The sequence below is a fragment of the Blastococcus sp. SYSU D00813 genome (assembly GCF_054050735.1).
Window position 1 is genome coordinate 1 of the sequence record NZ_JBJGZX010000021.1, and the last position, 19,842, is coordinate 19,842.

General features: G+C 75.9%; 13 protein-coding genes. 7 read left to right on the forward strand and 6 right to left on the reverse strand.

From position 1 onward, the window contains the following. Positions 1 to 121: 121 nt before the first annotated feature. Both ACI8AX_RS14940 and ACI8AX_RS14945 read right to left on the reverse strand, forming a co-directional pair. On the reverse strand, positions 122 to 979 hold the full coding sequence (locus ACI8AX_RS14940) for an SDR family oxidoreductase (protein ID WP_456550621.1): 858 nt from the start codon (positions 977 to 979) through the stop codon (positions 122 to 124). A 148-nt stretch (positions 980 to 1,127) separates the two neighbouring features. Beyond that, on the reverse strand, positions 1,128 to 1,256 hold the full coding sequence (locus tag ACI8AX_RS14945; RefSeq protein ID WP_456550622.1) for a hypothetical protein: 129 nt from the start codon (positions 1,254 to 1,256) through the stop codon (positions 1,128 to 1,130). A gap of 168 nt (positions 1,257 to 1,424) precedes the next feature. Here ACI8AX_RS14945 and ACI8AX_RS14950 point away from each other — a divergent pair, with 168 nt between their 5' ends. Genes ACI8AX_RS14950 through ACI8AX_RS14965 form a run of 4 tightly spaced genes read left to right on the forward strand, consistent with a single transcriptional unit; the run spans position 1,425 to position 6,359 of the window. Beyond that, positions 1,425 to 3,983 (forward strand): DEAD/DEAH box helicase, encoded by a 2,559-nt coding sequence (locus ACI8AX_RS14950; protein ID WP_456550623.1) that lies wholly within the window; start codon positions 1,425 to 1,427, stop codon positions 3,981 to 3,983. A 45-nt stretch (positions 3,984 to 4,028) separates the two neighbouring features. Then, positions 4,029 to 4,814, forward strand: a complete 786-nt coding sequence (locus ACI8AX_RS14955) for a sulfite exporter TauE/SafE family protein (protein WP_456550624.1) — start codon at positions 4,029 to 4,031, stop codon at positions 4,812 to 4,814. Beyond that, positions 4,811 to 5,581 carry a sulfite exporter TauE/SafE family protein gene (locus ACI8AX_RS14960; RefSeq protein ID WP_456550625.1) on the forward strand — a complete coding sequence of 257 codons (771 nt, stop codon included), beginning with the start codon at positions 4,811 to 4,813 and terminating at the stop codon, positions 5,579 to 5,581. The genes ACI8AX_RS14955 and ACI8AX_RS14960 overlap by 4 nt, the downstream gene beginning before the upstream one ends. Positions 5,582 to 5,639: 58 nt before the next feature. Further along, positions 5,640 to 6,359, forward strand: a complete 720-nt coding sequence (locus tag ACI8AX_RS14965) for an ANTAR domain-containing protein (RefSeq protein ID WP_456550626.1) — start codon at positions 5,640 to 5,642, stop codon at positions 6,357 to 6,359. A 16-nt stretch (positions 6,360 to 6,375) separates the two neighbouring features. Here the strand turns inward: ACI8AX_RS14965 and ACI8AX_RS14970 are convergent, their stop codons facing one another. Next, positions 6,376 to 7,125 carry a hypothetical protein gene (locus tag ACI8AX_RS14970; RefSeq protein ID WP_456550627.1) on the reverse strand — a complete coding sequence of 250 codons (750 nt, stop codon included), beginning with the start codon at positions 7,123 to 7,125 and terminating at the stop codon, positions 6,376 to 6,378. Between the two features lie 289 nt (positions 7,126 to 7,414). Between ACI8AX_RS14970 and ACI8AX_RS14975 the strand changes: the two genes are divergently transcribed. Both ACI8AX_RS14975 and ACI8AX_RS14980 read left to right on the forward strand, forming a co-directional pair. Further along, a complete protein-coding gene (locus ACI8AX_RS14975) occupies positions 7,415 to 8,947 on the forward strand; it encodes a diaminobutyrate--2-oxoglutarate transaminase family protein (protein WP_456550628.1) in 1,533 nt (510 codons plus the stop codon). A 15-nt stretch (positions 8,948 to 8,962) separates the two neighbouring features. Further along, positions 8,963 to 13,747, forward strand: a complete 4,785-nt coding sequence (locus ACI8AX_RS14980; RefSeq protein ID WP_456550629.1) for a Pls/PosA family non-ribosomal peptide synthetase — start codon at positions 8,963 to 8,965, stop codon at positions 13,745 to 13,747. On the opposite strand, the gene ACI8AX_RS14985 is transcribed toward ACI8AX_RS14980, so the two are convergent. The 3 genes from ACI8AX_RS14985 to ACI8AX_RS14995 all read right to left on the reverse strand — a co-directional run bounded on the left by ACI8AX_RS14985 (position 13,693) and on the right by ACI8AX_RS14995 (position 17,031). After that, positions 13,693 to 15,372: an alpha-amylase family protein gene (locus ACI8AX_RS14985; protein ID WP_456550630.1), complete on the reverse strand. Its 1,680-nt coding sequence runs from the start codon at positions 15,370 to 15,372 to the stop codon at positions 13,693 to 13,695. The genes ACI8AX_RS14980 and ACI8AX_RS14985 overlap by 55 nt on opposite strands. Before the next feature lie 63 nt (positions 15,373 to 15,435). After that, positions 15,436 to 15,900: a hypothetical protein gene (locus ACI8AX_RS14990; RefSeq protein ID WP_456550631.1), complete on the reverse strand. Its 465-nt coding sequence runs from the start codon at positions 15,898 to 15,900 to the stop codon at positions 15,436 to 15,438. Between the two features lie 81 nt (positions 15,901 to 15,981). Continuing rightward, a complete protein-coding gene (locus tag ACI8AX_RS14995) occupies positions 15,982 to 17,031 on the reverse strand; it encodes a TIGR03885 family FMN-dependent LLM class oxidoreductase (protein ID WP_456550632.1) in 1,050 nt (349 codons plus the stop codon). A 79-nt stretch (positions 17,032 to 17,110) separates the two neighbouring features. On the opposite strand from ACI8AX_RS14995, the gene hrpB reads away from it, so the two are divergent. Next, positions 17,111 to 19,597, forward strand: coding sequence for an ATP-dependent helicase HrpB (gene hrpB / locus ACI8AX_RS15000; RefSeq protein ID WP_456550633.1), 2,487 nt, complete (start codon positions 17,111 to 17,113; stop codon positions 19,595 to 19,597). Positions 19,598 to 19,842: the final 245 nt, after the last annotated feature.

Consider the following 19,842-nt stretch of genomic DNA (forward strand, 5'->3'; position numbering starts at 1 on the left):
GCGCGCCGGGGGGGGGGGGGGGGCCGCCCGCCCCCCCCCCCCCCCCCCCCCCCCCCCCCCCCCCCCCCCCCCCCCCCCCCCCCCCCCCCCCCCCCCCCCCCCCCCCCCCCCCCGACGACGGCTAGAGGATCGGGTTGCCGCCGGTCACCGCGACGCGGGCACCCGAGACGTAGGACGCCTCGTCGCTGGCCAGCAGCACGTACACCGGCGCGAGCTCGGCCGGCTGCCCGGCGCGGCCCATCGGCACCTGCTGGCCGAAGCTCTCCACCTTCTCCGGCGGCATCGTCGACGGGATCAGCGGCGTCCACACCGGGCCCGGCGCGACGCTGTTGGCCCGGATGCCCTTCTCCGCGTACATCTGCGCCAGGCTCGCCGTGAAGTTGGCGATCCCCGCCTTCGTCATCGCGTACGGGGCGAGGCTGGGGCTCGGCATGTCGGAGTTCACCGACGACGAGTTGATGATCGACCCGCCCGAGGGCATGTGCGGGATGACGTCCTTGCAGAGGACGAACATCGCGGTGAGGTTGGTCGCGAGGGTGTGGTCCCACTCCTCGTCCGGGACCTCCTCCAGGGTGTCGTGCGTCATCTGGAAGGCCGCGTTGTTGACCAGGACGTCGACCTTGCCGAACTCCTCGACGGCCCTGGGGATGATCGTCTTCGCGTGCGCCCGGTCGGAGATGTCCCCGGGGACCAGGACGCACTTGCGGCCGGCCTGCTCGACGTACTTCGCGGTGTCCTGCGCGTCCTCGTGCTCGGACAGGTAGGAGATGAGGACGTCGGCGCCCTCGCGTGCGAACGCGATGGCCACGGCGCGGCCGATGCCGCTGTCGCCGCCGGTGATGACCGCGGCCTTGCCGGTCAGCTTCCCGGAGCCGGTGTAGCTCTCCTCGCCGTGGTCGGGCTTGGGGTCCATCTCGCCGAGCGTCCCGGGCGGGGTCTGCTGCTGCTCGGGCTGCGACTCGGGGCGGGGTGACGACACGTGTTCCTCCTGCGGGCTGCGGCTCCGGCGCGGGGCGCTGCTCCCCCGCCGCCTCACCCCCGCGCCTACCCGGCCGCTGGCCCAGGAACCCCCCGGAACGCACGGAACCGGCCGGGCTGGCGCCCGGCCGGTTCCCGTGTGCGTGCGGTCAGGCCGCGCGCTGCACCTGCTGCTGCGCCACCGTCGCCGGCAGCTCCCAGCGCATCTCCATGTGCCGGTGTCCCGCCTTGTCGACGACGGGCACCCACCTGACCAGCGGTCGTTCCTCAACGCGCATCGCCGAGCCACCTCTCGTTCACCTGTTGTTCACCTTCTGACCTTAGTCGGTTCACCTCACACATCTCCGGAGATTTCGTGACCGTGTCGTTACGGAGGTCGTCCCCGAGGCGGGGAGCCGGGTGGCTGCACGGGAAGGGACGGCGGGTCGGGCACGCTGTTCCCCACGATGACCGCCACCACCGCCCCTCCCCTGCTCGACGACCCGGCCGACCTGTCGTCGCTGCGGGCCCGCGGCGCCGACCCCGACGAGCTGTTCACCGCCTTCGCGGCCTGGGCCGAGGCCGGGGGGACGACGCTCTACCCGGCGCAGGAGGAGGCGCTGATCGAGGTGCTGAGCGGCGCGAACGTCGTCCTCGCGACGCCGACCGGCTCCGGCAAGTCCCTGGTGGCCACGGGCGCCCAGTACGCCGCGCTGGCCGCCGGCCGGCAGAGCTACTACACGGCGCCGATCAAGGCGCTGGTCAGCGAGAAGTTCTTCGCCCTGTGCGGCGTGTTCGGCGCGGCCAACGTCGGCATGCTCACCGGCGACGCGGCCGTGAACCGGGACGCGCCGGTCATCGTGTGCACCGCCGAGATCCTGGCCAACATCGCGCTGCGCGAGGGCGGTGACGCCCCCGGCCTCGACGGCGCCCTCGTCGTCATGGACGAGTTCCACTTCTACGGCGACCCCGACCGCGGCTGGGCCTGGCAGGTGCCCCTGCTGGAGCTGACGAAGGCGCAGTTCCTGCTGATGAGCGCCACCCTCGGCGACACCACCGACCTGCGCGCGGACATCTCCCGCCGCACCGGCCGGCCGACCGCCCTGGTGGCCAGCGCACAGCGCCCGGTGCCGCTGCACCACTACTACGCGACCACGCCGATGCACGAGACGATCCAGGAGCTGCTGGACACCCGGCAGGCGCCGGTCTACGTCGTCCACTTCACCCAGGCCTCGGCGCTGGAGCGGGCGCAGGCGCTGATGAGCGTCAACGTCTCCACCAAGGAGGAGAAGGCCGCGATCGCCGAGATGATCGGCGGCTTCCGGTTCACCTCGGCCTTCGGGACGACGCTCTCGCGGCTGGTCCGCCACGGCATCGGCGTCCACCACGCCGGGATGCTGCCCAAGTACCGGCGGCTGGTGGAGCAGCTGGCCCAGGCCGGGCTGCTCAAGGTCATCTGCGGCACCGACACCCTCGGCGTCGGCATCAACGTGCCGATCCGCACGGTCGTCTTCTCCGCGCTCAGCAAGTACGACGGCACCCGCATGCGGCTGCTCAACGCCCGCGAGTTCCACCAGATCGCCGGCCGCGCCGGGCGGGCCGGGTACGACACCGCCGGCACCGTGGTCGTGCAGGCGCCCGAGCACGAGGTCGAGAACCTCAAGCAGTTCGCCAAGGTGTCCGACGACCCGAAGAAGCGCCGCAAGCTGGTGCGCAAGAAGGCGCCGGAGGGGATGGTCCCGTGGTCGCAGGCCACGATGGACCGGCTGGTCGCCGCCGACCCCGAGCCGCTGGCCAGCCACATGCGGGTGACGACGGCGATGGTGCTCGACGTCGTCGACCGCCCCGGCGACCCGTTCGCCGCGATGCGCCGGTTGCTCACCGACAACCACGAGCCGCGCAAGCGCCAGCTGCGGCTGATCCGCGAGGCGATCGGCATCGCCCGCTCGCTGCTGCAGGCCGGCGTGCTCGAGCGGCTCCCGGAGCCCGAGCCGGACGGACGGCGCTACGACCTCACCGTCGACCTGCCGCCGGACTTCGCGCTCAACTCACCGCTGTCGACCTTCGCGCTCGCGGCGATCGAGCTGCTGGACCCGGAGTCCGACACCTACGCCCTCGACGTCGTCAGCGTCCTCGAGGCCACCCTCGACGACCCGCGGCAGGTCCTGGCCGCGCAGCTGAACAAGGCCAAGGGCGAGGCCGTCGCGCAGATGAAGGCCGAGGGCATCGAGTACGAGGAGCGGATGGAGCTCCTCGAGGAGATCAGCTACCCCAAGCCGCTCGCGGAGCTCCTGGAGCACGCGTTCGAGGTCTACACCCGCACCAACCCGTGGGCGCGGGACGCGCACCCCTCGCCCAAGTCCGTCGTCCGCGACATGTGGGAGCGGGCGATGACCTTCCGGGAGCTGGTGAACACCTACGGGCTGACCCGGTCGGAGGGCGCGGTGCTGCGCTACCTCTCCGACGCCTTCAAGGCGCTGCGCTCCGGGGTGCCGGCGGCCGCGCGCACCGAGGAGGTCACCGACCTCGTCGAGTGGCTCGGCGAGCTGGTGCGCCAGGTCGACTCCTCGCTGCTGGACGAGTGGGAGGCCCTGACCGACCCCGACCAGCCGCTGGACCAGCCGGTCGCCGTGCCGGCGCGGCCGCGGCCGCTCACCGGCAACGAGCGGGCGTTCACCGCGATGGTCCGGAACGCGCTGTTCCACCGGGTGCAGCTGTGGGCCCGTCGGCGCTGGTACGACCTCGGCGAGCTCGACGGCGGCTCCGGCTGGGACGCCGAGCGGTGGGGCGAGGTCGTGCAGGCCTACTTCGCCGACCACGCCGAGGTGAACACCGGCGCCGACGCGCGGGGGCCGGCGCTGCTGGTCTGGGACAAGGAGACCCCGGGCCTGTGGCGGGTGCGGCAGATCGTCGACGACCCCGCCGGCGACCACGACTGGGGCATCGACGCCGAGGTCGACCTGGCCGCCTCCGACGAGGAGGGCTCCCTGGTGCTCCGGGTGGTGGAGGCCGGCCGTCGCGACTAGGCGGCGTGTGCGGGGTCACCCGGGACGCTGTGACACCGTGGCGGCGTGGGGCCCGGGGAGATGGTGGCGGTCGCCGCGGCCGGGCTCGCGGCCGGCGGCATCAACGCCGTCGTCGGCTCCGGCACGCTCGTGACCTTCCCCGTGCTGCTGGCCGTCGGCCTGCCGCCGGTGACCGCGACGGTCACCAACAGCCTGGGCCTGGTGCCGGGCAACGTGGCCGGCGCGATCGGCTACCGGCGCGAGCTGTCGGGGCAGCGCCGGCTGCTGCTCACCCTCGTCCCCGCCTCGGTGCTCGGCGCGCTGACCGGCGCCTTCCTGCTGCTGCACCTGCCGGCCGCGGCGTTCGAGGCGATCGTGCCGGTGCTGGTCGGGCTCGCCGTCGTCCTCGTGGCCGTGCAGCCGCTGCTGCAGCGCGCCCTGGCCCGCCGCCGCGCCGCGGCCGGCACGACCGCCCCGGCGCGGCTGGGCCCGGGCCGGCTGACCGGCCTGGTCGCCGGCGCGTACGCCACCGGCACGTACGGCGGCTACTTCTCGGCCAGCCAGGGCATCCTGCAGATCGGGGTCTTCGGCCTGCTGCTGCCGGACTCGCTGCAGCGGCTGAACGCGATCAAGAACGTGCTGACCTCGACGGTGAACGCGGTTGCCGCGCTCGCCTACATCGTCGTCGCGACCGACCGGGTCGACTGGGCCGCGGCCGGGCTCGTCGCCGCGGGCTCGGTCGTCGGTGGCTACCTGGGCGGGCGCTTCGGCCGGCGGCTGCCGGCCGGGGTGCTGCGGACGGCGATCGTCGTCCTCGGCTGCGTGGCGATCGGGGTGCTGCTGAGCCGATGAGCGTGCTGGAGATCGCCTTCCTCGTGGCCGCCGGCGTCGGCGGCGGGCTGAGCGGGAGCATCGCCGGACTGGCCTCGCTGGTCAGCTACCCGGCGCTGCTGGCCACCGGCATCCCGCCGGTCACGGCCAACGTGACGAACACGGTGGCCCTCGTGCTCAACAGCGTCGGCTCGGTGAGCGCCTCCCGGCCGGAGCTGCGCGGGCAGGGCCGCCGGCTGCTGCCCCTGCTCGGCGCGGCGGTGCTGGGCGGGGCGGCCGGCGCCGCGCTGCTGCTGTCGACCCCCTCGGACGCCTTCGAGAAGATCGTCCCGTTCCTCATCGCCCTGGCGGCGGTGGCGATCCTGGTGCAGCGGCCGCCGCGCGAGCTGGCCGCCGAGGGCGCCGCCGCGCACGCCGGGCACCCCGGCGACCCCCGCTGGCTGCCGGCCGCCGTCTTCGGCATCGGCATCTACGGCGGCTACTTCGGCGCCGCCGCGGGAGTGCTGCTGCTGGCCACGCTGCTGCTGGCCACCGGGGACGGCGTACCGCGCAGCAACGCGTTGAAGAACGCGATCCTCGGCGTTGCCAACGCCGTGGCGGCCGTGGGCTACGTCGTGCTCACCGACGTCGCCTGGTCGGCAGCCCTCCCGCTGGCCGCCGGCCTGTTCCTCGGCGGCCTGCTCGGGCCCCGGATCGTGCGCCGCAGCCCGCCGGCCGTGCTGCGCCGGGTCATCGCCCTGGCCGGGCTCGGCCTGGCCGTCTACCTGGGTGTCGAGGCCTTCGGCTGACTGGTGCGGCCGGGTCCGGAACGGCAGGCTGTCGTGCGGTCCGGCGGAAGGAGAGGCAGTGGACACGGCAGACCCCGAGAAGCGGTTCCTCGACGCCCTGCAGACGCAGGTGCCCGACGGCCTCGACGGACCCGAGCTGCTCCCCAGCCGCCTGGCCTGGGCCGCCGCCCGGGCACTGCCGGTCGACGGGGCCGGCCTGAGCATCCACGAGGGCGCCGGCCTGCGGACGCCGGTCGGGGCCAGCGACCCGCGGACCGCGCTGGCCGAGCGGCTGCAGTTCACCCACGGCGACGGGCCCTGCCTGCGCGCCCACGACACCGGCCGGGCCATCGCGTTCGACCTCGAGGACATCCGGCGCAACTGGCCCGAGCTGCACGCCTCCCTCGTCGGCGAGACCCCCTTCCAGGCCGTCCTGTCCCTCCCGCTGGCCCCGCCGCTGGGCCCGACGGTCGTCCTCGACCTCTACGCCGGCGACCCCGAGCGGATGACCCGGGTGCCGCGCGACGAGGTCGAGGCCGTGGTCGACTGCCTCACCGAGGAGCTGGTGCGCGCCAGCGAGAGCGAGGACGGCGGGCCGCGGTGGTGGGACTCGCCCGACGCCCGGCTGCGCGCCGGGGTGTGGCAGGCGACCGGGATGGTCAGCGTCGCGCTGCGCGTCGACGTGGTCGCCGCGCTGGCGGTGCTGCGGGCGCACGCCTTCGCGACCGGCCGGGTCGTCGACGACGTCGCCGCCGACCTGGTGGCCGGGCGCCTGGACCCCGCGACGCTGCGGGAGTGACGGCGTCCGGCCCGCCTCAGCGCCCGACGTAGGCGGCCAGGAACAGCACGAACGCGCTGGAAGCCAGCAGCAGCCGGGCCGGGGTGAGGCCGTTGAGCAGGTTCGCGGTCGCCTCCACCCACGCCGGGCGGACGGCGGCCTCCCGCGCACCGCGGCGGACCAGCCGCACCTCGTCGGCCAGCAGCGCACCGGCCGCGCCGAGCATCGTCAGGCCGACGACGAGGAAGACCAGCGCCAGGCCCTCGCTGAAGGCGTCGGCCCGCCCGGCGAGGAGCAGGACGACGACCAGGCCGGCGACCAGGCCGAGCAGCGCGCCGGCGGCCGGCGCCCAGGGGCCCATGCGGGTGAGCGGGTCGCGGCGGCGGGCGCGGACGGTCGGCCGGCTCGACACCGGTGTGGTCGGGAAGGTGCCCGGCGGGGGCGGCGGGGCGTCGGGCCCCGGCCCGCGGTCGTCGTCGGTCAGCGCCCACGCCGCCACGGGCCCGCCGGCCGGCTCGGCGCCGGGCCCCGGCACGGCCGGCCCCACGAGCGTCGGCGGCTCGTCGGCCGCCTGCCCGGCGGCGGTGGCACCGGCGGCGGTGGCAGCCGGGTCCGGCTCGGCCTGCGGCAGCCGGGCCTCGGCGGTGGGGGCCTCGGGACCGGCCGGCGCGCCGTCGGCCGGGCGCGGCTGCGGGGTCTCCTGCGCCGTGCGGCCCATGGGCCCGAAGTACGGCGGGATGGGGCCGGTCGGCTGGGACGGGGCGGGGGGTGCGGTCGGCTCGGACATCGACGGCGACGCTAGGCCCGGCCACCGACGACACCGGGAGCTGGGCCCCGTGTGTCGACATCTCGCCGTGTCGCCACCTCACCGTGTCGACGAGGTGACTCACCGACAAGGCGTCTCCGCAGCCGGTGCGCCACCGATCACGGGCGCAGCGTGACGACCCGAGCTGTTCCGGAAATGTTCCGGCCTTTCCGGGCGTCGGCCGTGAACCGCCTCCGCGGGGGATCCGTGGGGAGGGACATGGGAGCACGGCCGGGGGAGGCCGTCTCCCCCGGCAGACGGGATCGACCTCATGGCAGCGACGTCCACCTCCTCCCGCACCACCCGCGCCCGCTCGCGCGCCGATCAGGCGCGCAGCCGCACGCGGGAGGTCCCCGCGAGCGCACCGGGCGCACCCGAGCCGGCCCCGGACCGGGCTCGTGACTCCACCCCCGAGCCGGCCGCCGACCTGGCCTCCGCCCGGCCCCGCGTCACCGGGGACCTGCCCGGCCCGCGGTCCCGCGAGTACCTGGCCCGCCAGGAGCGGTGGGAGTCCAACGCCCGCACCTACCCGCGGCACCTGCCCGTCGCGATCGCCGAGGCCGCGGGCAGCTTCGTGCGGGACGTCGACGGCAACGTCTTCATCGACTTCCTCGCCGGCGCCGGGGTGCTCTCGCTCGGCCACAACCACCCTGAGCTGGTCCGCGTCGTGGCCGAGCAGCTGACCCGGCACACGCACGGCCTGGACTTCCCGACCCCGGCCAAGGACGCCTTCGTCCAGGCCCAGCTGTCGATGCTCCCGGCCGGGCTGCGGGACCGGATGCGGGTCCACTTCTGCGGTCCCACGGGGGCGAACGCGGTCGACGCGGCCCTCAAGCTGTGCAAGACGGCGACCGGCCGCGGCGAGGTCGTCTCGTTCTCCGGCGGCTTCCACGGCAGCAGCCACGCGGCGATGGCGGTGACCGGGCTGGTCGGCCAGAAGAGCCCGGTGCCCAACGGGGTGCCCGGCGTGCACTTCTTCCCCTTCTCCTACTGCGGCCGGTGTGCGCTGGGCCTGGAGTCGGACCGGTGCGCGACCAACTGCGCGACCTACCTGGAGCGCACGCTGACCGACAGCAACGGCGGGGTGACCCGCCCGGCCGCGGTGATCCTCGAGCTGGTGCAGGGCGAGGGCGGCGTCGTGCCCGCCACGCGGGACTTCGTCCGGCGGGTGCGGGCGCTGACCCGCGAGCTCGACGTCCCGCTGGTCGTCGACGAGGTGCAGACCGGCTGCGGCCGCACCGGGACCTGGTACGCGTTCGAGCAGTACGACATCGAGCCCGACGTGATCGTCGCGTCCAAGGCGCTCAGCGGCATCGGCCAGCCGGTCGCGGTCATCCTGTACGACGAGCGGCTCGACACCTGGGCCCCCGGCGCCCACACCGGCACCTTCCGCGGCAACCAGCTCGCCTTCGCCGCCGGCACCGAGGCGGTGCGGATCGTGCGGCGGGACGACGTCCTGGCCAACGTGCGGGCCCGCGGCGCCCAGATCGCCGAGCTGCTGGCCCCGCTGCTCGACCTGCCGGAGGTGCGCGAGGTCCGCGGCGCCGGGCTGATGTGGGGCGTCGAGCTCGCCGACCCGGTGACCGGTGCGCCGGCCGGGGGGCTCGCCCGCGCCGTGCAGGCCCGGGCGCTGCGCCGGGGGCTGATCCTCGAGTGCGGCGGCCGCGAGGACTGCGTGGTGCGGATGCTGCCGCCGCTGAACGTGACCGCCGACGTCGTCGCCACCGCCTGCGAGATCCTGGTCGGCGCCGTCACGGACACGGTGCCGAGCCGTGGCCGGAGGTCCCTGCCGCAGGCCCGCTGACCGCGGGACGGCGGCGTGGACACCCGCTCCCCCGGCACGGCGACCGGTCCCGCCGTGCTCGTCGGGGACCTCGGTCCGGCCGGGGTGCGCTGGGCGCCCCGGCAGCGGCTCGAGCAGGTCTTCGAGCAGCGCTGCGACGCGCTGGCCGCCGCGGGCCGGGCCGGCGCGCTCGCGGTCGACACCGGGGAGCTCACGCTGACCTACGGCGAGCTCGAGGCGCGCGCGAACCGGCTGGCGCACCACCTGCGGCGGCGCGGGATCGGGACGGGGGCGCGGGTCGCGCTGCTCGCCGACGACCCGGTGGCGGCCTACACGGCGCTGCTCGGCGCGCTCAAGGCCGGCGCGGCCTACGTGCCGCTCGACGTCGCGTTCCCCGCCGACCGGATCGCGTACGTCCTCGCCGACGCCGCGGTCGACCTCGTGGTGACGACGGCGGGGGCTCGGGCGCGGCTGGGCGACGCCTCTGTGCCGGTGCTGGACCTGGACGCCTCGGCCGCCGCCCTCGCCGCCGAGGACCCCGGCCGCCCCTCCCCCGACCCCGCCGCCCCGGACGACCCGCTCTGCTACGTCGTCTACACCTCCGGGACGACCGGCCGCCCCAAGGGCGTGGCGGTCGCGCACTCGTCGATCTGCCACTTCGTGCGGGTGGCGGCGGAGCTGTACGGCGTCCGTCCCGACGACCGCGTGTACCAGGGGCTCACGCTGGCCTTCGACTTCTCGGTGGAGGAGATCTGGGTGGCCTGGGCGACCGGCGCGACGCTGGTCCCCCGCCCGCCGGGCGGCCAGCTGCTCGGTGCGGAGCTGCACGATTTCCTCACCGAGCGCGGGGTGACCGCGCTGTGCTGCGTGCCGACACTGCTGGCCACGGTGCCCGCCGACCTGCCCGCCCTGCGGTTCCTGCTGGTCTCCGGCGAGGCGTGCCCGCAGGACCTGGTCACCCGCTGGCACCGGCCGGGGCGCCGGTTCCTCAACGTCTACGGGCCGACCGAGACGACCGTGACGGCCACGTGGACGACGGTCGCGCCGGACCGGCCCGTGACGCTGGGCCGGCCCCTGCCGGGTTACGCCGTCGCCGTGCTGGACCCGGAGGGCGACGCGCCGCTGCCGCCCGGCGTCCTCGGCGAGCTCGTGGTCGGCGGGACGGGGCTGGCCCGGGGCTACCTGGGCCGTCCCGACCTGACCGCGCGGGCGTTCGTGCCGGACCCCGTCGGCCTGCCGGGCAACCCGGGCGGGCTGGTGTACCGCACCGGCGACCTGGTCCGGGTCGTCGACGGCGAGGTCGAGTACCACGGCCGGATCGACCTGCAGGTGAAGATCCGCGGCTACCGGATCGAGCTGCCGGAGATCGAGTCGGTGCTGCTCCAGGTACCGGGGGTCGCGCAGGCGGTCGTGGCGCCGCACGAGGGTCCCGCGGGCACGGAGCTGGTCGCCTACGTGGCACGCCGCCCCGACACCGGCCCGCTGGACCGCGCCGCGGTGTACGCCCACCTGCGGGACCGGCTGCCGGCGTACATGGTCCCGGCCCACCTCGAGGAGCTGCCGGTCATCCCGATGACCAGCAGCGACAAGGCCGACCGGAAGGCGCTGCCGCCGCCGCGGGGCCCCCGGCTCCTGGCCGCCACGGCCCCCTACGACCCGCCGGCGACCGGCCTGGAGCGGGAGCTGGCCGACGTGGTCGGCGCCGTGCTGGGGACCGGCCTTGTGTCGGTGACCAGCCACCTGCTCGACGACCTCGGCGCCGACTCGCTGCTGCTGGCCACCGTCTGCGCGCGGGTGCGCGAGCGCCCGGACCTGCCCGCGGTGGCGGTCAAGGACGTCTACCAGCACCCCACGGTGCGCGACCTGGCCGCGGCCCTCGCCGGGCGGGCTCCCGCGCCCGCCGCCGGCAGCGCCCCGGTGCCGCCGGTCCCGGCCGCCCGCCACCGGCACGTCCTCTGCGGAGCGGCGCAGGCGCTGGTGTTCCTGGCCTACACCTACGCCGTGGCCGTCGTGGTCGTCGCCGGGCACGAGTGGATCAGCACCGCCGACGGCGTCCTGGACACCTATGCGCGGGCCGCGGTCTTCGGCGGCGCGACGTTCCTGGGCGCCTGCCTGCTGCCCGTCGCCGCCAAGTGGCTGCTGGTCGGCCGCTGGCGCGCCGGGGAGCGTTTCCCGGTGTGGGGCCTGCGCTACCTGCGGCTGTGGGTGGTCAAGACGCTGGTGCGCGGCAGCCCGCTGGCGCTGTTCGCCGGCTCGCCGCTGGCCGTGCTGCACCTGCGGGCGCTGGGCGCGCGGGTCGGGCGCGGGGCGCTGGTCCTCACCGCGCACGTGCCCGTGTGCACCGACCTGCTGACCGTCGGCGCGGGGGCGGTGGTGCGCAAGGACAGCTTCCTCAACGGCTACCGGATCGTCGGCGGCCTCGTGGAGACCGGTGCGGTGTCGATCGGTCGGGACGCCGTCGTCGGCGAGATGACCGTCCTCGACGTGGACACCGCCATCGGCGACGGCGCGGAGCTCGCGCACGCCTCGTCGCTGCACGCCGGGCAGGTGGTCCCGGCCGGGGAGCGCTGGCTGGGGTCGCCCGCCGAGCCGGCCGCGCCCGGGCCGGCCGTCCCGGAGCCGGCGCGCTGCGGACCGGCGCGCCGGCTGGTCTACGGGCTCCTCCAGCTGGCCGCCGTCGTCCTGGTGTGGGCGCCGCTGCTGCTCGCCGCCGCGGGCCTGGTGCTGCCGGAGTTCGACGAGCTGGGGCGGCACTCGCCCGCCGACCCGCTGTTCTGGGGCGAGCACGCGCTGCTGGCCTCCGTGCTGTTCTGGGGCGCGCTGCTGGTCGGGATGGCCGGCGCCGTCGCGGTGTCCCGGCTCGCCACCGTGGCCCTGCCCGAGGACCGGGTGTTTCGGCTGTACGGCTGGCGGTGGTCGGTGCAGCGCGCGGCCGCCCGCTTCGGCAACCTCCGCTCGCACACCTACCTGTTCGGCGACAGCTCGGCGATCCCGCACTGGCTGCGGGCGCTCGGCTGGGACCTCTCCCGGCTGGAGCAGACCGGGTCCAACTTCGGCATGGCCGTGCAGGCGGAGGTGCCTGGCTCGAGCACGGTCGGCACCGGGACGATGGTCTCCGACGGGCTGTCGATGCTGAACGCCGACTTCTCGGGCACGTCGTTCCGGGTCCGCCGGGCCGCCGTCGGCGCCCGCAACTTCCTCGGCAACAACGTGGCCTACCCCGCCGGCGGGCGCACCGGGGACGACGTCCTGCTGGCCACCAAGGTCCACGTGCCGGTCGAGGGGCCGGTGCACGGCGGCGTCGGCCTGCTGGGCTCGCCGCCGTTCGAGATCCCCCGGTCGGTGGCGCGCGACCGCGCCGACCCGCGGTTCGAGGACCCGGCGACGCGGCGGCAGGCCCTGCACGCGAAGAACCGGCACAACCTGGTCACGGCCCTGCTCTACCTGGCGGTCCGCTGGGTCCACGTCGTCGCCATGACGCTGGTCGCGGTGCTGACCATCGACTCCCACGGCCGGTGGGGGCCGCTCGTCGTCAGCGCCGGCCTGGTGGGGATGCTGGCGCTCACGACCGGCTGGTTCCTGCTGGTCGACCGCCTGGTCCCGCGCCTGCGGCCGCTGACCTGCTCCATCTACGACCGCGACTTCTGGCGGCACGAGCGGTACTGGAAGGTGCCGGCGGCCGTCTACGTCGAGGTGTTCGACGGGACGCCGGTGAAGAGCCTCCTCTGGCGGGCGCTGGGCGTCCGGATGGGCCGGCGGGTGCTCGACGACGGGTGCTGGATGACCGAGCGGATGTTCGTGACCGTCGGCGACGACTGCACGCTGGGTGAGGGCGTCACCGTGCAGGGGCACTCGCTGGAGGACGGCGTCTTCAAGTCCGGGCACGTCGTCCTCGGGGACCGGGCCACGCTCGGCACGGGGGCCTTCGTCCACTACGGCGTCACCGTGGGGGCGGACGCCGTCGTCGGCCCCGACTCGTTCCTGATGAAGGGCGAGTCGGTGGCCGCCGGCGAGCACTGGGCCGGCAACCCGGCGCGGCCGGTGCCGGCGGCGACCCCCGTGCGCGAGCTGCTCGACGCGGTGCGCGCCGAGGTCCCGCGACCGCCGTCCTCCGCCGACGGCGTGCGGCTGGAAGCGGCCGCGGTCGCCGCCTGCCGGCGGCGGTGGCCGGAGCTCGTGGCGCTGCTCAGCGCCGAGGAGCGGGCCGCCGCCGAGGCGATGACCGCCCCGGGGCGGCGCGACGCCTACGTCGCCGGCCGCGCCCTGCTGCGGCTGCTGCTGAGCGCCGAGGCCCCGGCACGGGCGCCGCACGAGTGGCGGATCGAGCGGACGGCCGCCGGCCGGCCGGTGGTGCCCGGCGGGCCGGAGGTCAGCCTCGCCCACGCCGACGGGCTGGTGGTCGCCGCGGTGGCGCACGCGCGCGCGGTCGGGGTGGACCTGGAGCAGCTCGACGGGCAGCGCGTGCTCGAGACGGCGCTCACCCCCGCCGAGCGGGAGCGGCTGCGCGCGGCCGCGCCCGCCGAGCGGACGGCGCTGTTCCTGCGCGCCTGGACGCTCAAGGAGGCGGCCCTGAAGTGCGCGGGCACCGGACTGGCCGGCGGACCGGAGCGCGTGCACACCAGCACCGACCCCGTGGCCGTCGCCGGTCCGGCGGTCGAGGAGGCGCTGGCCGGCACGCCCGCGTGCAGCCAGCAGATCTGGGCCCGGGACGGGCGCGTCTACGTCCTCAGCACGGTCAGCGGCCGGCGCCGGTCACGGCCGCCCGGTCAGAGCAGGCGCCGGCTCTCCTGGGCGACCACCCGCAGCCAGCGGTACCCGTAGCCGTCGAGGGTGAGCTCGACGGAGCCGTCGTCGGCGATCGCCGTCGACTGCGTCACCAGCAGGTCCTCCAGGCGGTGGGTGGAGTCGCAGCCGGAGAGCACCAGCGGCACCGTGCGCGGCTCGGCGCCGAGGTTGTGGAGGGCGACCAGCGTGCCGTCGTCCCACGTCGACATGCTCGCCAGCACCTCCGGGTGGGGCTGACCGAGCACCTCGTAGGTGCCCCAGCCCAGTTCCGGCGACTCCCGGTAGCGGCGGATCAGCAGCTTCATGAACGACAGCAGCGAGTCGGGGTCGCGCCGCTGGTCGGCCACGTTGACGAACTCCGGCGAGAACCCGCCGTCCACCACCGGCCCGGGCAGCTCGCCGGCCGCGGCGGTCGAGAAGCCCCCGTTGCGGCCCGCCGTCCACTGCATCGGGGTGCGCACGGCGAGGCGCCCCTCGGCGGCCAGGTTCTCCCCCATGCCGATCTCCTCGCCGTAGAACAGCACCGGCGTCCCGGGCAGGGTGAACATCAGGCTGTAGACCATGCGCACCCGGCGGGGGTCGCCGGACAGCATCGGGGGCAGCCGGCGGGTCAGCCCGCGGCCGTAGACCTGCATCCGCTCCTCGGGACCGAAGGCCGCGAAGACCTCCTGGCGCTCCTCCTCGCTCAGCTTGTCCAGGGTGAGCTCGTCGTGGTTGCGGACGAACATCCCCCACTGGTTGTCCGGGGAGACCTGCGGGCGGGAGGTGAGCGCGTCGACCAGCGGAGCGGCGTCGCAGCGGGCCAGGGACAGGTACATCGCCTGCATCGCGATGAAGTCGAACTGCATGGTCAGCTCGTCGCCGTCGACCCCGCCGAAGAACTGCTGCTGCTGCTCGTGCGGCAGGTTGACCTCGCCGAGCAGGACGGCGGCCTCGGCACGGCGGCTGATCAGGGAGCGGAGGGCGCGCAGGTACTGGTGCGGGTCCCGGAAGTCCTCGACCTCCTGCTCGTCGATGCCCGAGGTCTCCAGCAGGAACGGGACGGCGTCCACCCGGAAGCCGTCCAGGCCGAGCTGCAGCCAGAAGCCCATGACCTTGGCGATCTCGTCACGGACCAGCGGGTTCGCGACGTTGAGGTCGGGCTGCTCCTTGTAGAACTTGTGCAGGTACCACTCCCCCGTCGGCTCGTTGAACGTCCAGATGCTGTCCTCCTGGTCGGGGAAGACGACCTGGTCGGAGGTGTCCGGCGGTTCGTCGTCGCGCCAGACGTAGAAGTCGTGGAAGGGCGAGTCCTTGCTCCTGCGCGCCTGCTGGAACCACGGGTGCTCGGCCGAGGTGTGGTTGACGACCAGGTCGACGATCACCCGCATGCCGCGGTCGTTGGCCGTCCGGACGAACTCGACCAGGTCGCCGTGGGTGCCCAGCCGCGGGTCGACGCCGTAGAAGTCGGTGATGTCGTAGCCGTCGTCCCGCTCGGCCGTCGGGTAGAAGGGCATCAGCCACAGGCAGGTGACGCCGAGGTCGGCGAGGTGGTCGATGCGCTGGGCCAGGCCGGCGAAGTCGCCGCAGCCGTCGCCGTTCCAGTCCATGTACGTCTCGACGTCGAGGCAGTAGACGACGGCCGTCTTCCACCACAGGTCGGACGTGTCGGTGATGCGCATGCGGCTCCCTCGGCTCGGGTGTCGTCCGACCCTGGCCGGGAACCGCCGGGTCCGCCAGCCGGGTCAGCCGTGCCAGTCGATGTCGGTCCCGCCGTACTCGCACAGGGTGGCGGCGTACCGCAGGGCGTTCAGGTGCGGTCCCGGGTCGAGCTGCCCGGACACGATCGCCTGACGCGCCTCGCCGTCGAGGGTGACCAGGCGCTCCAGCGGCAGGACCAGGTCGGCGTGCTCGGCGACGTCGAGGTAGGGCTGCGCGCGGTCGGCCAGGGTGGCCAGGGGGGCCTGGCCGTCCGGGTCGTCGTAGATCGAGCCGGTCGCCTCCACCGTCGTCAGGAACTCGACGACCCGGTCCTCCCCCGCCACGAACTCCGTGCACGTCTCGACGTCGCCGTCCGAGAGCTCGTACCCGCCCTCGCCCGAGGACGACGCGCCGGAGGAGGCGACCTCGGCGCCGCCGGCGTCCCCTGCGCAGGCGGAGAGCCCGAGGATCGCGAACAGCAGGCTCGGGGCGAGGGACCGGGTGCGCACGGCGCCGGAGGGTGCCGGACGCGGCCCGGGACGTCCAGGGGGCGGCACGCGGGCCTCCCGGCGCGCCGCCCCGCCGTCGGCTCAGGCCATCGACGACTGCAGCGGCTCCTGCTCCGGCCGCCACGGGCCGTCCGGTCCGACGGGGTCGATCGCCCGGGCCGGTGCCGGGGCGGTGACGTCGAGCTGCGGGAGGACGTGCTGGCCGAACGCGTCCAGGAACGCCGTCTGCTCCTTGCCGACGTGGTGCACGTAGATCTCCTCGAACCCGAGGTCGACGTACTCCGACAGCCAGGCGGCGTGCTGGTCGAGGTCGGCCGACACCCGGACGGCGTCGGTGACCCCCTGCGGCGTCACGTGGGCGCTGGCCTGCTCGAAGGCCTCGGGGCTGTCGAGGTCCCAGCACAGCGGCGGCGGGAAGACGTTGCTGCGCCACTGGTCGTGGGCGATGCCGAGCGCCCGGTCCGGGTCGGGGTCCCAGGAGACGTGCACCTGCAGGACCAGCTTGCCGCGGCCGCCGGCGTCCCGGTACGCGGCGACCATCTCCCGCAGCTTGTCGTGCGGCTGGTTGATCGTGACGAGGCCGTCGGCCCAGTCGGCGCCGCGGCGGGCGGTCTCGACGCTGACCGCCGGGCAGATCAGGGCGGGCTGCGGGTCGGCCAGGGTGTGGACCTTGGCGCGGTCGACGCGGACGAGGCCGTCGTGGCTCACCTCCTCGCCGGCGAGCAGGGCGCGGATGACGTCGACGCACTCGCGCAGCCGGGCGTCGCGCAGCTCCTTGCGGGGCCACGGGTCGCCGGTGACGTGCTCGTTCATCGCCTCGCCGCTGCCCAGGGCGACCCAGAACCGGCCGGGGAACATCGCGCCGAGGGTGGCGATCGCCTGGGCGATGATCACGGGGTGGTAGCGCTGGCCGGGCGCGTTGACCGCGCCGAACGGCAGGCTCGTGGTCGCCATGGCGGCGCCGAGCCAGGACCAGGCGAAGCCGGACTCCCCCTGCCGCGGGTTCCACGGCGTCAGGTGGTCAGAACACATGGCCGCGGTGAAGCCCACCTCCTCCGCGTGCCGGACAGCGGTCAGCAGATCGCGCGGGTGCACCTGCTCGTGCGAGTTGTGGAACCCGATGACGGTCATGCCGGCTGCCTACCCCGGCGCCGGTGAGGCAGTCCTGCATCGGCGCGGCGACCGGGCCGGCGCAGGCGAGACTGGTCGCGTGCTGCCACCGCCGGGGACGCCCGGGACCGACCTGCCGGTCCGCTCCGCGCTGCCGGCCCTGGCGGACACGCTCGCGGCGCGGGGCACCGCCGTCCTGGTGGCTCCTCCCGGCACCGGGAAGACCACGCTCGTCCCCCTCGCGCTGGCCGGGGGCCCGTCCGGGCGGGTCCTGGTCGCCGAGCCGCGCCGGGTGGCCGCGCGGGCTGCCGCCCGGCGCATGGCCTCGTTGCTGGGCGAGCCCCTCGGGCAGCGGGTCGGCTACAGCGTCCGCGGCGACAGCCGGCGCGGCGCCGCCACCCGGGTGGAGGTCGTCACCACCGGCCTGCTCGTCCGCCGCCTGCAGGCCGACCCGGAACTGGCCGGGGTCGACGCCGTGGTCCTCGACGAGTGCCACGAGCGGCACCTGGACACCGACCTGGCCCTGGCCCTCGCGCTCGACGTCCGCGGCGCGCTGCGCCCGGACCTGCAGCTGCTCGCCATGTCGGCCACCACCCAGGCCGGCCGGCTGGCCGCCCTCCTGGGCGGGGACGCCGGCCCCGCCCCGGTGGTGGAGGCGCACGGGGCCCTCCACGACGTGGACGTGGTCTGGGCGCCGCCGGAGGGCCCCGTCGACCCGCCGCACGGCCTGCGGGTCGATCCGCGGCTGCTCGCCCACGTGGCGACGACGGTCCGGCGGGCGCTGGCCGAGCGCAGCGGCGACGTGCTGGTGTTCCTGCCCGGCGCCGGCGAGATCGGCGCGGTGGCCGGGCAGCTTGGCGGGGTCGACGCCGACGTGCTCGCCCTGCACGGCCGGCTGCCGGCCGCCGCGCAGGACGCCGCCCTGCGGGCCAGGCCCCGGCGCCGTGTGGTGCTGGCCACCGCGCTGGCGGAGAGCAGCCTCACCGTGCCCGGTGTCCGCGTCGTCGTCGACGCCGGCCTGGCCCGCGGACCGCGGGCCGACCTGGCGCGTGGCCTCGGGTCCCTGGTCACCGTGCGGGCCTCCCGCGCGGCGGTCACCCAGCGCGGCGGCCGCGCCGGCCGGGAGGGGCCCGGGACGGTCTACCGCTGCTGGACCCCGGCCGAGCACGACCGGCTCCCCGCCCACGACGAGCCCGAGGTGGTCGTCGCCGACCTGACCGCCTTCCTGCTGGAGCTGGCGTGCTGGGGCGCGCCCGGCGGCGAGGGCCTCGCCCTGCTCGACCCCCCGCCGCCGGCCGCGCTGCTCGTCGCGGAGCGGACGCTGCAGACCCTCGGCGCCGTGGACGACGACGGCCGGGCGACTCCCCGGGGGCGGGCCCTGACAGCCGTCGGCGTGCACCCGCGGCTGGCCCGTGCGCTGCTCGACGGCGCGGCGCCGGTGGGCCGCCGCCGCGCGGCCGAGGTGGTCGCGCTGCTGTCGGCGGACCTGCCTTCCCGCGGCGACGACCTGGTCGCGACGTGGCGGGCGCTGCGGTCGGGCGCCGATCGGGGCGCCACCGCGCGCTGGCGGGACGAGGTCGCCCGCCTCGAGCGCTCGGTCGACGACGCCGGCCCTCCTCCCGGCGGGCGCCTCCCCGACGACACCGCGGCCGGCCTGGTCGTGGGCCTGGCCCATCCCGAGCGGCTGGCCCGCCGGCGCCCGGGCAGCACCTCGACCTACCTGATGGCCGCCGGGACGGGCGCCGAGCTGGCCCACGGCACGGCGCTGACCGGGGCGCCGTGGCTGGCGATCGCCGTCGCCGACCGGTCCCCCGGGCGGCGCGACGCGCGGGTGCGGGCGGCCGTCGCGATCGACGAGGCGACCGCCCTGGAGGCCGGCGGGCCGCTGCACGTCGAGCGCGACGAGGTGTCCTGGCGCGACGGGACGGTGCACGGCGCGCGCGTCGAGCGGCTGGGCGCCGTGGTGCTGGCCGAGCGCCCGCTGCGCGACGCCGATCCCGCCGCGGTGGCGGCCGCGGTGGCCGAGGGCCTGCGCACCGAGGGCCTCGGGCTGCTCAGCTGGACCCCGGCCGCCCGCCGGCTGCGCGAGCGCCTGGCCGCGGCGCACGCCGGCCTCGGGGCGCCGTGGCCGGCCGTGGGCGACCGGGACCTGCTCGCCGCCATCGACGTCTCCGGGGCCCGTAGCCGCGCCGACCTGGCCCGTGTCGACGTCGTCGCGGCGCTGCGGGCGCTGGTGCCCTGGCAGGTGTCCGGCGACCTCGACGCCGTCGTGCCCGACACCGTGACCGTCCCGACCGGCTCCCGGATCCGGGTCGACTACGACGACCCGGCGGTCCCCACGCTGTCGGTGCGGGTGCAGGAGGTCTTCGGGTGGGCGCGGACGCCGCTGGTCGCCGGACGGCCGCTGCGGCTGCAGTTGCTCTCCCCCGCGCAGCGGGTCGTCGCCACCACGACCGACCTCGCCGGCTTCTGGGTCACCGGCTACCCCGCCGTCCGCAGCGAGCTCCGCGGCCGCTATCCCCGCCACCCCTGGCCCGAGGACCCCGCGACGGCCTCCCCCACGAACCGGGCCCGGCCCCGGCGCTGAGGCCGGACCGAGACCGGCACCACGCGCCGCTTGCACTGCGCCGGGCCCGGGTCGCGGTGAGGATCGGGGGGTGACACGCACCGCGACGACGGACGAGTGGGGCATCGACGCCAGCTGGCTCGACGCCCTCGACGAGGAGCACGAGGTCGCCCAGGCCACCATCGACCGGCTGCGGGAGGTGATCGGCACCCCGCCGGACGACCTGGAGGAGCGTGCGCCGATCGTGGCCCGCCCCGGCGACGTCC

Bases quoted from the DNA above. Each gene is read 5' to 3' on its own strand.
- ACI8AX_RS14945 (WP_456550622.1), bottom strand. From the start codon at position 1,256: ATGCGCGTTGAGGAACGACCGCTGGTCAGGTGGGTGCCCGTCGTCGAC.
- ACI8AX_RS14950 (WP_456550623.1), top strand. From the start codon at position 1,425: ATGACCGCCACCACCGCCCCTCCCCTGCTCGACGACCCGGCCGACCTG.
- ACI8AX_RS14960 (WP_456550625.1), top strand. From the start codon at position 4,811: ATGAGCGTGCTGGAGATCGCCTTCCTCGTGGCCGCCGGCGTCGGCGGC.
- ACI8AX_RS14970 (WP_456550627.1), bottom strand. From the start codon at position 7,125: ATGTCCGAGCCGACCGCACCCCCCGCCCCGTCCCAGCCGACCGGCCCC.
- ACI8AX_RS14975 (WP_456550628.1), top strand. From the start codon at position 7,415: ATGGCAGCGACGTCCACCTCCTCCCGCACCACCCGCGCCCGCTCGCGC.
- ACI8AX_RS14985 (WP_456550630.1), bottom strand. From the start codon at position 15,372: ATGCGCATCACCGACACGTCCGACCTGTGGTGGAAGACGGCCGTCGTC.
- ACI8AX_RS14995 (WP_456550632.1), bottom strand. From the start codon at position 17,031: ATGACCGTCATCGGGTTCCACAACTCGCACGAGCAGGTGCACCCGCGC.